This is a genomic window from Cryptosporangium arvum DSM 44712 (assembly GCF_000585375.1).
In the GTDB taxonomy this organism is placed as follows: Bacteria; Actinomycetota; Actinomycetes; order Mycobacteriales; family Cryptosporangiaceae; genus Cryptosporangium; species Cryptosporangium arvum.
Map to the genome: position 1 here is coordinate 4,716,563 of NZ_KK073874.1, position 12,869 is coordinate 4,729,431.

Below are 12,869 nucleotides of genomic sequence, written 5' to 3' on the forward strand. Positions count from 1 at the left end.
CCGAGGCCGCTGCCGAGCGATGATGAACCGTCCGAAGAGGACGCGCAAGCTGTTCTAGCCTGGAGACCATGAGCCGGGAACTGTGGTGGGACGGGTGTGTCAACGTCCGTGACCTCGGTGGGCTGGGGCGCGTGCGACCCCGGGCGGTCGTCCGCATGGAGGCACCGACCACGCTGAGCCCCACCGGGTGGGCGGCGGCCTGGGACTACGGCATCCGGACGTTCGTCGACCTGCGCCACGCCGAGGAGTGCGACCCGGACGACGCTCCGCGCCCGCCGGGGATCACGACCGTGCGGGTGCCGCTGGAGCCGATCGGCACGCCGTTCTACGAGCGCTGGGTGCCGATCGACAACCTGGCGTCGCCGCTCTACTACCCGGCGATGCTGGCCGAGCACCCGGAGCCGGTGATCGCGGCCGTCCGGGCGATCGCGACCGCCGCACCCGGCGGCGTCGTGATCCACTGCGCGGGCGGCAAGGACCGCACCGGGCTGGTGTCGCTGGTGCTGCTGACGCTGGCCGGCGCCACCCCGGAGGAGATCACGGCCGACTACCTGATCACGTTCGAGCGGATGGCCGAGCGCTACGCCGCGCTCGGCTACCCCGACGTGCTGGGAAAGGTCAGCCGGATCCTCGCCGAGCACGGCACCACGGTCGAGGCGTCGCTGGCGTCCACCGTCGCCGGGCTCCGGATGCCGGGCTTCCTGCGGGACAACGGCGTGACCGACGCCGAGCTCGCGGCGTTGCGCGCCCGGCTGCTCAGCGGAACGTGAAGCGGACGCCGTTGAGCTCGAGCGGCTCGGGCGCCGGGCCCGGCGCGCGGAGCTCGACGCCGGTCAGCATCGTCCGCGGCCCCTCGGCGAACCGGACGGTGCGGGTGCCCAGCCGCAACACCCCGTCGACGGTTCCGGTGCCGAACACCGCGCCCCAGCGGCGGGCCTGAGCCGCCGGGTCGGGCGAGTGCAGCGTGACCCCGCGGATGTCGTCGATCACCGGGTTCGGGGGCGCGACGACCGGGATGTCGTCCCAGAACCAGACCGACGGGTCGGCGATCTCGTCCAGCTCGACCAGCAGCCCCATGTCCCGCGGGTGCAGCTGCACGATCCGGTGGCCGTAGGCCTCCAGGTCGGCGGCCAGCCGCACGCCGTCGGCGAGCGCCCGGTCCACGTAGGGCTGCACCAGCGGCACCTGGATCGAGAGCGCGTACCCGCCGCCCCCGCCGCCCTTGCGCAGCCAGTTCGCGATCGACACGTCCGCACGCAGCGGCGCGACGACCTCCAGGTGGGCCTCGGACCCGACCCGGATCGTCTCGTCGGCCATCCCGATGTCGTCGAGCAGCGGGTCGGCGAACCCGGGCGCGAGGCCGAACGTCTCCCGGAGTTGCTTCCCGGTGACCGCGGCGTCCTCGGCGCCGAGCACGACCTGGCGCAGAATGGGGAAGGTCATGAGATCGCTCGCTCCTGTCCGGCCCAGTACGGTTCGCGCAGCTGCCGTTTGAGCAGCTTCCCGGACGGGTTGCGCGGAAGATCGGCCACGACCTCGACCGCGGTCGGGCACTTGTAGTGCGCCAGGTGGGCCCGGCAGTGCTCGATCAGCGCGTCGGCGTCGAGAGCGGCCCCGGGGCGGGGCACCACGACCGCGAGCGGCGTCTCGCCCCACCGGTCGGACGGAACCCCGATCACCGCCACCTCGAGCACGTCGGGGTGCGCCATGATCGCGTTCTCGACCTCGGCCGGGTACACGTTCTCGCCGCCCGAGCTGATCATGTCCTTGATCCGGTCCTTGAGGAACAGGTAGCCGTCCTCGTCGAGGTAGCCGGCGTCCCCGGTCCGGAACCAGCCGCCGGGCCAGTACGCCCCGGCCTCGCCGCGCTTCCAGTAGCCCGGGGTGACCGCCGGGCCGCGGGTGACGACCTCGCCGGTGGTGCCGGGTGCGACCGGCGCCCCGGTCGCAGGGTCGGCCACGGCCACCTCGACGCCGGGCACGGCCCGTCCCGCCGAACGGAGCTTCGAAGCGGCCCCCACCACGTGGTCGTCGGCGCCCAGGATCGTCGTCACGCCGATCGTTTCGGTGAGCCCGTAGCTCTGGGCGAGCTTCGCCCCGAACACCCGCTGCGCGCCGACCATCACCGACTCGGAGATCGGCGAGCCGCCGTAGACGACCCACTCGACGCTCGAGTAGTCCGCCGCGGAGGCCTCGGGCGAGGAGAGGAACAGCTGCATCACGGTGGGCACCATGATCACGTGGGTGGCCCGGTGCCCGACGATCGACGCGATCAGCCCGGCCGGCGTGACCTCGGTGAACTGGACGATCCGGCCGCCGGCCGCGAGCGCGATGAGCGACCAGCCGCCGGCCGCGATGTGGTAGTACGGCGTCGGGACGAGGCTGACCGACGCCGACGAGACGTCGAACGCCGGGCCGAACGCGCCGACCGCCCAGAGGAACCCGGCGACCGTCGTCGTGACGCCTTTCGGGCGTCCGGTGGTGCCGGACGAGTACATGATGCTGAACAGGTCGTCGCCGGTGGAGTCGCGGTGCGGGTCGTGCGGCGCGGCGGCGGCCAGGAAGTCCTCGTAGGAAGAGCCGAGCACCAGCTGGAGCCCGTCGAACGAGGCCGGCACCAGGTGCTCCTCGACCAGCAGCGCGGCCGGGGTCACGTCGCCGAGGATCCACTCCACCTCGGGCGCGGCCAGCCGGAAGTTCATCGGCACGATCACCAGCCCGGCCTTGGCGGCGGCGAAGAACAGCTCCCAGTACTCGGTGGCGTTGCGGGCCAGGTACGCCACCCGGTCGCCGGGCTGCAGCCCGGCCCCGATCAGGCCGCGGGCCAGCGCGTTGGAGCGCCGGTCCAGCTCGCCGTGGGTGACGTTCCGGCCGTCCCCGACGACGGCGGGCGCGTCGGGGGTGCGCCGGGCGGTGGCGCGCAGCAGGTCGGCGAGGCTCGTGGCGTTCGCGACGGCGTCGGCGACGGGATTGGAGGGACTGCTCATGCCTCTCCTTTGAAGCGTTGAGTCAAACGATCCGGACGTCACGGCGGTGGACGACGGCGCTGCACTGGTCGCACCGCAGCTGGGGGTCGAACTCGGCCCCGCAGGTCGTGTGGGTCTCCAGCAGCGCCGGGCCCTCGGGGGAGCGGAACCAGCGCTGGCTCCACTGCAGGGCGGTGGCCACGACCGGGAAGAACGCACGGCCCTTCTCGGTGAGGTGGTACTCGGCCCAGTCGGGCCGCTTGTCGTTCTGGGTCGCGAACAGCACGTCGATCGCGACGAACGCGCGGAGCCGGTCGGCGACGAGCGTCGGCGGCGCGGACAGGGCCTTCTCGAAGTCGGTGAACCGGGTGATGCCCCGGAACGCGGCCCCGATCAGCGCCGACGCCCACCGGTTACCGAGGATCGTCATCGTGTCGGGGAACAGGCCGGCGGCGCCGCTGATCTGCTCGGAATCCCAGCGCCGGCGGGTGGAGGCCTCCGGAACCGACCGGGCCCAGTTGCCCGAGGGGCCCCAGTCCGCGGCGATCTCGCGCGCGGCCGCGGGCTTGCCGCACGACGCGCAGGACAGGACCGGGGCGAACTCCCGCTCGCAGACGGTGTGCACCATCCGCGGGAGCTCGTGCCCCGGCACCCATTTCCGCTCCCAGTCCCAGATCGTGACCATGAACGGCCAGAGCGACCGGCTGCGCGGCGTCGTGAGGTACTCCGCGCGCAGCGGGTTGGACTGGTAGACGTTGCGCTCGAGCAGCCCCTCCCGGGTGAGGAGGTTGAGCCGGGCGGTGAGCACCGCGTTGCTGATCGGCATCGCGGCCTTGAACTGCCCGTAGCGGGTGACGCCGATCAGCGCCTGCTGGATCAGCAGCAAGGTCCACTCGTCACCGAGCAGGCCGAGCATCTTGCCGACGGCGTTGGGGCCGCCGGGCTCGAGTTCGGTGGGCTGCTCGTCGCTCATTGTTCGTTCCTTTTGTGGGGTTACAGACCGACCGCCGACGCGGCGGTGTCTGCATCCTGCCAGCGACGCAGCTCGGAGCCGGCGGCCCACGTCGAGTGGGTGCCGCTGGAGATCCGCTCCGGCAGCTTGAGCTTGCAGACCGGCCCGTCGGCGATGCGCGCGGCGTCGAGCACCACGCAGTACGACGCGTCGGCGTTCATGTCGGTGGTCAGCGTGACCAGGTACCCGTCGTCCTCGCCGGTGCCGCCGACGCGGGGCGCCATCGCGGTCTCGCTGCCGTAGACGCCGTCGCCGAACGACAGGTGCTCCTCGGCGCCGGTCTTCAGGTCGTGCCGGACCAGGCCGTCGAAGAGGAACCAGGACGGCTTGCCGGTGGCCGCCCAGACGTAGCGGTAGTCGCGCCCGGCGTGCTCACCGTTGATCATGCCGAACTCGGTGACCCGGTCCGAGCGCTGCTCCTCGGTGACCGCGCCGGTGACCAGGTTCAGCCGCCAGCGGTGCAGGCGGGACTGCATCCGGTCCAGGGCGAGGAAGCGGAACGCGCGCTGCCACTTGTCGCCCATGCCGTTGTCGGCCGGCTCCGGGTCGCCCTGGAAGAACCCGTCGAGGACGATCTCGTCGCCGTCCTCGTAGGCGTTCGTGAAGTGCAGGACGTAGGTCGACTCGGCCTCGAACCACTTGATCGCGTCGGGGCCACCCCGGCGCGGGATCACCGCGAACCGGGCCGGCATGTCCCGGTGCCAGCGCGGCGCGTGCACGCCCCGCTCCAGCGCCGCGGCGTCCCAGAACAGCGGGAGGTCGTTGAGGATCGCGTAGTTCTCGGTGAACGCCATGTCGTGCGGCAGGCGCGGGCCGGGCAGCGGCACGTCGACGTAGTGCACCAGCGCGTTGTCGGCGTCGACGACGCCGTAGTGCATGTACGGCGCCTCCTTGCTGTAGTTGAAGAACAGCAGCTCGCCGGTGCGGTCGTCGACCTTGGGGTGGGCCGAGACGCCCCACTCGAACGGGAACCGGCCGCCCCAGCTCTCCTTGCCGCGGGTGTCCCCGGTCCACGGGTCGACGCGGTACAGGTCTCCGCACTGGTAGAAGCTGGTCAGCGCCGTGCCGCGGTGCACGATGACGTCGGTGCTCGACGCGTCCTTCATGCGGCCGCGGGCGCCCCAGCCGTCGTCGCGGCGGGAGAGCGCCGGGTTCTCCGACACCCCGGCCCAGAGCGCCTCGCCGGCCTCGTTCTCGGCGAGCAGCCCGTCGGTGCGCACGAACCGGTTGCGGTAGAACGTCTTGCCGTCCCGGAAGCCGACGACGTGCACCATGCCGTCGCCGTCGAACGGGTGGTAGTTCTTCACCGACGGGTGCACCGGGTTCTCGGTGTTGCGCAGGTAGACCCCGTCCAGGTCGGCCGGCACCTCGCCCTCGACGACCTCGAGGTCGTCGGCGCTCCACTCGGTGGTCTGCGGACGCCACGGGCCCGTGCGGTACGGGTGCTCGTCGTCCGCGGGAAGCGTGGACAACATGCGGCCCACGATTTCGACGCTCATGCCATTTCTCCTGGGGCCGATCCGACGACGAGGCTCACGGTGGTGGCCGTGCTCCCGCCGAAATTCAGGGTGCCGAACGTCTTCGCGCCGTCGACCTGGTACTCGCCGGCGTTGCCGGACACCTGCTTGGTGGCGTCGAGCAGCATCCGTACGCCCGAGGCGCCCACCGGGTGACCGCCGCCGATCAGCCCGCCGCTGGGGTTGATCGGCAGGCGGCCGCCGATCGCGATGTCACCGTTCTCGACGGCTTTCCAGGACTCGCCGGGGCCGGTGAGCCCGATGTGGTCGATCGCGAGGTACTCGCTGGGGGTGAAACAGTCGTGGGTCTCGAGGCCGTCCAGGTCGTCGAGCGTGATCCGGGCCCGCCCGAACGCGTCGCCGACGGCCCGGCGCAGGTGGGGCAGGACGTACGGGTCGTCGGCGGACCGGTCGAACTTCTGCTGCATCGGCAGGCCGACCGTGCGGTGTCCCCAGCCCAGGATGCGTGCCCAGGGCCGCAGGTGCGGATTGCGGCGCAGGTAGCCGTCGGTGACCAGGACGACGCCCGCACCGCCGTCGGTGATCTGGCTGCAGTCGAACCGGCGCACCCGGCCCTCGACCGGTGGGTTGGTCGTGTCGTCCGCGCTCAGCGGCGGAACGTCCCAGCCGCGGGTCTGCGCGTTCGGGTTGCGCCGCGCGTTGGCGAAGTTGAGCTCGGCGATCGCGCGCAGGTGCTGCTCGTCGAGGCCGTAGCGGCTCGCGTACTCGTCGGCGACCAGGCTGAACATGTGCGGCCACATGAACTTCACGCCCTCGCCCTCGTGACCGGTCCAGGCCGCGGTGCCCAGGTGCCGCGCGGCGGTGTCGCCGGGAACCGTCTTCTCCAGCTCGATGCCGACGACGAGCGCGGTGTCGTAGTTGCCGGCGCGCAGGTCGGCCATCGCGGCGAGCGCGGCGACGCTGCCCGAGGCGCAGGCGGCCTCGTGCCGGGAGGACGGGGTCTCCCAGAGGTCCTCGCGGACCGTGGCCGGCATCGCGCCGAGGTGGCCCTGCGCGGCGAAGAGCTCGCCGAACGCGTTGGCCACGTGGACGACGCCGATCTGCTCGCCGGGGACGTCCGCGGCCTCGAGCGTGCCGTCGACGACCTCGCGGGTGAGGTCGGAGAGGTCGCCGCCCTCACGCGTGAGGTTACGGGCGAAGTCGCTCTGGTAACCGCCGAGAACCCAGATGTCGGTCGTGCTCATTGGTCCGCTCCTTTGCGTCCGCTGCCGGCCTCTTGCATCTAAGCTACAACTAGCAGAGTATCTCCCGCTGTTGAAGCGTGAATTTTCCTCGGCGATGAGGAGACATCGATGACGTTCGTTCTCGACTACGTCCGGACCCCGCGCGGCAAGGCCTCGGCGAAGGGGTCGCTGCACGGCGTCCCGGCCGTGGAGCTCGTCGTCGGGCTGCAGCGCTCGCTGGCCGAGCGCACCGGCCTCGACCCCGAGCAGGTCGAGGACGTCGTCCTCGGCTGCGCCTCCCAGGTCGACGAGCAGGGCGCCGACCTGGCCCGCACCGCGACGCTGCTGGCCGGCTGGGGCGACCGGGTGCCGGGCGTGACCCTCAACCGGTTCTGCGCATCGGGCATCGACGCGGTGGGCCAGACCGCGGCCCGGGTGCGCGCCGGTGACCTGCGGCTGGCGGTGGCCGGCGGCGTCGAGAGCGTGTCCCGGGTCCCGATGTTCGCCGACCGCGGCCCGCTCTGGACCGACGCCGACACGGTCCGCCGGATCGGCTCGGTGCACATGGGGATCGCCGCGGACCTCAACGCCACGATCGAGAAGTTCACCCGCGAGGAACTCGACGCGTACGGGGTCGAGACCCAGCAGAAGGCGGCCGCGGCCCGTGCCGGCGGCGCGTTCGCCCGCTCCCTGGTGCCGGTGGCCGGACTGGACCACGACGAGCTCGTGCGGCCGGGCACCACGCTCGACGGGCTGGCCGCGCTGCCGCCGGCGTTCGCCGGGCTCGGCGAGGGCGGCCAGGACGCGATCGCGCTCGGCGCCTACGACGGGGTCGACCACATCGACCACCTGCACACCGTGGGGACCTCACCGGCGATGGCCGACGCGGCCGCGCTGCTGCTGATCGGCGACGAGGACGCCGCCCGGCGCGCCGGGTTGCGCCCGCGCGCCCGGATCGTCGCGGCCGCCACGACGTCGGTGAACCCGGTCGTCATGCTCACCGCCGGGCAGAGCGCGGTCGAGACCGTGCTCACCCGCGCCGGCCTGACCCCCTCCGACGTCGACGTGTTCGAGTTCGCCGAGGCGTTCTCCGCGCTCTGCCTGCGGTTCCGGCGCGACCTGGACGCCGGTCCGGACCGGCTCAACCCCAATGGAGGCACGATGGCCATGGGCCATGCGTTCGGCGCCACCGGCGCGATCCTCGTCGGCAGCTGCGTGGAGGCGCTCGAGGACTCCGGCGGCCGCTACGGCGTCGCCGCGGTCTCCGGCGCCGCCGGGCTCGGCGTCGCGGTGCTGATCGAGCGGCTCGCCGCGTGAGCGCGCTCGACGGGCGCGTGGTGATCGTCACCGGGGCGGGGAAAGGGCTGGGGCGGGCGTTCGCGCTCGACCTGGCCGCCCGGGGCGCCAAGGTCGTCGTCAACAACCGCAACCGCGTCGTCGACGACGCCGGGCTCGGGCCCGCCGACCACGTCGTTGCGGAGGTCCTCGCCGCCGGGGGAGACGCCGTCGCCGACCACGGCGCGGTCGAGGACCCGGCCACCGCGCAGCGCCTGGTCGCGACCGCGCTCGACCGCTGGGGCCGGCTCGACGGCCTGGTCACCAGCGCCGCGGTCAGCGGGCCGCAGATGCTGCACAGCACCACGCCGGAGAACCTGCGCGCGGTGCTCGACGTCAACGTCGTCGGCACCGTCCTGGTCACCGCCGCGGCCTCGGCGGTGATGCGTGCCGCGGGCGGTGGCCGGATCGTGCTGGTGGCCTCCACCGCCGGCCTGCACGGCGAGCCGACGGTCTCGGCGTACGCGGCGAGCAAGGGCGCGGTGATCGCGCTGGGCCGGACCGCGGCCGCCGAGGGCGCCCGGCGGGGCGTCCACACGAACGTGGTGCTGCCGTACGCGACCACCCAGATGACCGAGGCCGGGATGGACCCCCGCTACGCCGGGCTGATGCGCCCCGAGGCGGTGGCGCCGCTGGTCAGCGCGTTGCTGGACCCGGAGTCGGAGGTCAACGGCGAGGTGATCGTCGCGGCCGCGGGCGGGATCCGGGTCGCCGACGCCGTCGAGGGCGGCACCGTGAGGTTCCCCGCCGACGGGGTCGGTCTCGCCGCCGCGCTGGCCGCGAGCCGCGCCGGGGACCGGCACACCTATCCCGAGGCGCAGGCCGCGTTCCAGGACTTCGCGAAGGAGCTCCTGCCATGAACTGGTCCGGGTTCGCGCTCAACGTCGTGCTCTGCCTGGCCGCCGCGCTCGTGTACTTCGGCGTGCTGATGGCGGTGGCGATCCGGATCTCCAACCAGTCGATCATCGACATCTTCTGGGGCCCGGGGTTCGTGCTGATGGCCGTGGTGAGCTACCTCGCGTCGACGGGCTCCGGCGACGACCTGCGCCGCGGCGTGGTGCTCGCGCTGACCGCGATCTGGGGCCTGCGGCTGGGCGTCTACATCGGCAACCGCAACCGCGGCCACGGGGAGGACAAGCGCTACACCGCGCTGATGCGCCACCGGACCGGGTCGCTGGTGGGGTTCCTGATCCGCAAGATCTACGGCTTGCAGGGGGTCCTGCTGCTCGTGGTGTCGATCCCGGTGCAGCTCGCGATGTACCAGTCCGCGTCGCTGGGCGTGCTGGGCTTCCTGGGCATCGCGGTCTGGCTCGTCGGGTTCCTGTTCGAGGCGATCGGCGACGCGCAGCTCGCCCGGTTCAAGAAGGACCCGGCCAACGAGGGCCGGATCATGGACCGCGGACTCTGGGCCTGGACCCGGCATCCGAACTACTTCGGGGACACGGTCGTCTGGTTCGGGCTGTGGCTGCTGGCCCTCGGTCACCCGGCCGGTGTGCTCACCGTGATCTCGCCGATCGTCATGATGGTGCTGCTGCTGCGGTTCAGCGGCAAGGCCCTGCTCGAACGACGCATGCGTCGGCACCGCGGCGCCGCCTACGAGGAGTACATCGCGCGGACCAGCGGCTTCTTCCCGCTCCCTCCGCGCAAGCGAGCGACCGGGGCCGCGTGAGGCTCGCCGCGCTGCTCGACGTCGAGGCGCTGGGGGAGGGGCGGTTCCGGGGCGAGAGCGACGGGATGCCGCTGCCGCAGCCGTTCGGCGGCCAGCTCGTCGGCCAGTCGATCGTCGCCGCCGGGCGGACGCTGCCCGCGGACCGGGCCGTGCACGCGATCCGCACGACGTTCCTGCGCGCCGGCCGCACCGGGCACCCGGTGACGCTGCGGGTGGAGCCGCTGCGCGACGGGCGCCGGATCTCGGTGCTCGAGGTGAGCGTCCACCAGGACGGACGCGAGCTGTGCCGGTCCTGGGTCTCGGCCGCGGTCGACGCACCGGACGGCATCCGGCACGCGGCCGCGCCGGCGCTCGTCGCGGGTCCGGACGCGAGCACGCCGCTGGCCGCGCTCGCGGTCGACGACGGCGGCCTCGGGGAGCTCTGGGACGGTTTCACCGCGGTGGACGTGCGTGTCGCCGGCACCGGCGAGGACGGCCGGGTGCACTGCTGGATGCGGTGCGCCGCGCTGCCGGCCGATCCGCTGCTGCACCGGGCCGCGACCGCGTACGCCAGCGACCTGATGCTGATGGCGACGGTCGTGGCCCGGCACGGCGTCCCGGTGGGGCACGAGCGGTCGCTCGCCGAGGAGTGGAACGCGGTGTCGCTGGACCACTCGGTGACGTTCACCGGCGACACCCGCGCCGACGACTGGCAACTGTTCAGCCAGTTCTCGCCGGCCGCTCGCGGCGGGCGCGCGGTGGTCACGGCCGCGGTCTCCGACCCCACCGGCCGCCCGTCGGCCGACGTCTCCCAGGTCGCCCTCGTCTGGCCCCGAACGCCCGGGTAGCCACGGTGGGGCCGGCTGCGGTGGGGCCGGCCGCGGTGGGGGCCGGCCGCGCGCTCGGTGACCGCCGTCGCGGGGGCCGGGTGCGGGCGCGGGGCCGCCGTCGCGGGGGCCGGGGGCGGGCAGGCGGTGGATGTCGGTGGGGGCGCGTAGGGTGGCCGCACGGTCGGCGGCGGAGGGAGTCGGGGTGCGGCTGGCGGTGGGGTGCGCGCAGTGGACGCACAAGGCGTGGCCGAACCACGCGTTACCGTCGGCGGAGCGCCTGGGCGCCTACGCCCAGTGGTGCGACGCGGTGGAGGGCAACACCACGTTCTACGCGACACCGAGCCCGGCGACCGCGGCCGGCTGGGCCGCGCAGACCGGCGAGGACTTCCGGATCGTCCCGAAGTTCCCGCGCACCGTCACCCACGAGGGCCGCTTCCAGGGCGTCGAGAAGGACGTCCGTGCGTTTCTCGACGCGATGGAACCGCTCGGCGCCCGCGCCTGGGCGCTGTGGGTGCAGCTGCCGGGCACGTTCGCCCCGGCCGACGTGCCGTCGCTGGCCCGGTTCCTGCGCCGCCTCCCGGCGTCGTTCCGGTACGCGGTCGAGGTGCGCCACCCCGCGTTCTTCGACGACGCCGGGGCCGCGCGGGAGCTCGAGGCGGTACTGGGCGCGGCCGGCGCCGAGTGGGTGCCGTTCGACACGACCGCGTTCTTCGCCACCCCGCCCACCAGCGACGCCGAACGCGACGCGTGGACGAAGAAGCCGCGGGTCGCGCTGCGGGCGACCGCGCTCAGCGACCGGCCGATCGTGCGCTACCTGGGGCGTGACGACCCGGCCCGCACCGTCGAGGGGTGGCGGCCCTGGGTCGGCCGGGTCGCCGCGTGGCTGCGCGAGGGCCGCTCGCCGACGGTGTTCGTGCACACCCCCGACAACGTCGAGTCCCTCGAGCTGGCCCGCCGGTTCCACGCGGCCGTCCGGGCCGAGGTCCCGGAACTCGACGCGCTCCCGGAACCACCCCCGGTCGAGACCATGACGCTGTTCTAGCCGCGCCCGGGGGCCGGGCGCGGCTGCGAACGGCTCAGGCGCGCTGGCCCTCGGCTTCGACGTCGATCGCGTCGACGCGGCCGTCCCAGAACGCCACGTGGCCCTTGATCGCGGCGACCGGGCCGTACGGCTCGGTGTACTCCCAGACCGCGTCGGTCGACTTCTCCCCGCCCAGCGGGATCGAGTAGTAGCTCGCATCGCCCTTGTACGGGCAGTAGGTCTCGTACGAGCTGCGCTCGAGCAGCGACGTGTCGACGTCGGCCAGCGGCACGTACTGCACCGGCGGGTAGTTCGATTCCTGCAGCGTGAGCGCGTTGCGGGTGTCGGCGACGACCTTTCCGGCCACCGTCACGACGACCCGGTTGTGGTTCGGCGTGACCGTGATCGGGTGGTCGGGTCCTGGCTGTAGTACCGGCTTGTCAGTCATATGAGCTAGATGGGCCCGCCGCCGCGAATTATTCCTTCCGCCCCACCGCGCCGTAGCAGCCGACGTGGGCGGGGTCGGGGCGCTCCGCGGCCGGCAACGGCGACCGCCAGTCGGTGATGCACACCAACCCGGGGTCGACCAGCTCGGTGCCGTCGAAGAACGGACGGAGCTCGGCGCCCGACCGCATCTGGAACGTCGCCAGCCGCTGGAACTCCGGGACGTCGGCGAGCGCGTCCGCGCTCATGAAGTCGGCGGTGCCGTGGCTCATCACCAGGTAGCTGCCGCTCGGGAGCGCGTCGAGCAGCGTCCGGGCGGCGGCCAGGGGGTGCTGCGCGTCGGGGATCAGGTGAACGAGCGCGACGAGCATCAGCGCGACCGGTTGGTCGAGGTCCAGGACGCGCCCCGCCGACACCGCCGCGAGGATGTCGTCCGGCCGCAGGAAGTCGGCCTCCAGGAACGCGGTGTGCTCCGGCGACCCGCCGAGCAGCGCCCGCGCGTGCGCCATGACCAGCGGGTCGTTGTCGACGTAGAGCACCCGCGCGTCCGGCGCGACCCGCTGCGCGACCTCGTGCACGTTGTTCGCGGTGGGTAACCCGGTGCCGACGTCGAGGAACTGGCGGATGCCGGCCTCGCCGGCCAGGTACTCGACCGCGCGGCCGAGGAACGCACGGTTCTCCCGCGCCCACATCGGCGTCCACGGGTAGAGCGCGGCGATCTGGTCCCCCGACTCCCGGTCGACAGCGAAGTTGTCCCGCCCGCCGAGCCAGTAGTCGTACCGGCGCGCGGCGTGGACGACGGTCGTGTCGATGCGGTCGCCGGTCATCGCGGCCCTCCCGGTCTCTCGCGATAGGACGCTCACCCTAGCGTGTGACCCACACCACCGGTATCGGCCGTCGTCGTTACGGATA

13 protein-coding genes are annotated in these 12,869 nt (G+C 73.1%); 6 read left to right on the forward strand and 7 right to left on the reverse strand.

Annotated elements, in window-relative coordinates; all coding sequences use genetic code 11:
- Positions 1–68 precede the first annotated feature (68 nt).
- Positions 69–770, forward strand: coding sequence for a tyrosine-protein phosphatase (locus CRYAR_RS21125; protein ID WP_051570735.1), 702 nt, complete (start codon positions 69–71; stop codon positions 768–770).
- Here the strand turns inward: CRYAR_RS21125 and CRYAR_RS21130 are convergent.
- From CRYAR_RS21130 to CRYAR_RS21150, 5 genes are read right to left on the reverse strand one after another with little or no spacing between them, the layout of a single operon-like run.
- Positions 757–1,443, reverse strand: a complete 687-nt coding sequence (locus CRYAR_RS21130) for a VOC family protein (RefSeq protein WP_035853703.1) — start codon at positions 1,441–1,443, stop codon at positions 757–759. The genes CRYAR_RS21125 and CRYAR_RS21130 overlap by 14 nt on opposite strands.
- Positions 1,440–2,987, reverse strand: coding sequence for an AMP-binding protein (locus CRYAR_RS21135; protein WP_051570736.1), 1,548 nt, complete (start codon positions 2,985–2,987; stop codon positions 1,440–1,442). Before CRYAR_RS21135 ends, CRYAR_RS21130 begins: the two co-directional genes overlap by 4 nt.
- A gap of 22 nt (positions 2,988–3,009) precedes the next feature.
- The gene (locus tag CRYAR_RS21140) at positions 3,010–3,939 is read right to left on the reverse strand and encodes a winged helix-turn-helix transcriptional regulator (protein ID WP_035853707.1); all 930 of its coding nucleotides are present in this window, start codon (positions 3,937–3,939) and stop codon (positions 3,010–3,012) included.
- Between the two features lie 20 nt (positions 3,940–3,959).
- Positions 3,960–5,477 carry a carotenoid oxygenase family protein gene (locus CRYAR_RS21145; RefSeq protein ID WP_035853713.1) on the reverse strand — a complete coding sequence of 506 codons (1,518 nt, stop codon included), beginning with the start codon at positions 5,475–5,477 and terminating at the stop codon, positions 3,960–3,962.
- Complete coding sequence (locus tag CRYAR_RS21150; RefSeq protein ID WP_035853717.1) at positions 5,474–6,700, reverse strand: acetyl-CoA acetyltransferase; 1,227 nt, start codon at positions 6,698–6,700, stop codon at positions 5,474–5,476. Before CRYAR_RS21150 ends, CRYAR_RS21145 begins: the two co-directional genes overlap by 4 nt.
- A gap of 108 nt (positions 6,701–6,808) precedes the next feature.
- On the opposite strand from CRYAR_RS21150, the gene CRYAR_RS21155 reads away from it, so the two are divergent.
- From CRYAR_RS21155 to CRYAR_RS21175, 5 genes are all read left to right on the forward strand, one after another.
- Positions 6,809–7,996, forward strand: a complete 1,188-nt coding sequence (locus CRYAR_RS21155) for an acetyl-CoA C-acyltransferase (protein WP_035853728.1) — start codon at positions 6,809–6,811, stop codon at positions 7,994–7,996.
- The gene (locus CRYAR_RS21160) at positions 7,993–8,874 is read left to right on the forward strand and encodes an SDR family NAD(P)-dependent oxidoreductase (protein WP_035853739.1); all 882 of its coding nucleotides are present in this window, start codon (positions 7,993–7,995) and stop codon (positions 8,872–8,874) included. The genes CRYAR_RS21155 and CRYAR_RS21160 overlap by 4 nt, the downstream gene beginning before the upstream one ends.
- Positions 8,871–9,683, forward strand: coding sequence for a DUF1295 domain-containing protein (locus CRYAR_RS21165; protein WP_035853750.1), 813 nt, complete (start codon positions 8,871–8,873; stop codon positions 9,681–9,683). Before CRYAR_RS21160 ends, CRYAR_RS21165 begins: the two co-directional genes overlap by 4 nt.
- Positions 9,680–10,510, forward strand: a complete 831-nt coding sequence (locus CRYAR_RS21170; protein WP_035853753.1) for an acyl-CoA thioesterase — start codon at positions 9,680–9,682, stop codon at positions 10,508–10,510. Before CRYAR_RS21165 ends, CRYAR_RS21170 begins: the two co-directional genes overlap by 4 nt.
- 184 nt (positions 10,511–10,694) lie before the next feature.
- Entirely contained in the window at positions 10,695–11,534 is an 840-nt protein-coding gene (locus CRYAR_RS21175) for a DUF72 domain-containing protein (protein WP_035865611.1), read from the forward strand.
- Positions 11,535–11,568: 34 nt separating this feature from the next.
- Here the strand turns inward: CRYAR_RS21175 and CRYAR_RS21180 are convergent, their stop codons facing one another.
- Both CRYAR_RS21180 and CRYAR_RS21185 read right to left on the reverse strand, forming a co-directional pair.
- On the reverse strand, positions 11,569–11,961 hold the full coding sequence (locus tag CRYAR_RS21180; RefSeq protein WP_035853756.1) for a DUF427 domain-containing protein: 393 nt from the start codon (positions 11,959–11,961) through the stop codon (positions 11,569–11,571).
- 28 nt (positions 11,962–11,989) lie between these two features.
- A complete protein-coding gene (locus CRYAR_RS21185; protein ID WP_035853762.1) occupies positions 11,990–12,784 on the reverse strand; it encodes an SAM-dependent methyltransferase in 795 nt (264 codons plus the stop codon).
- Positions 12,785–12,869 lie beyond the last annotated feature (85 nt).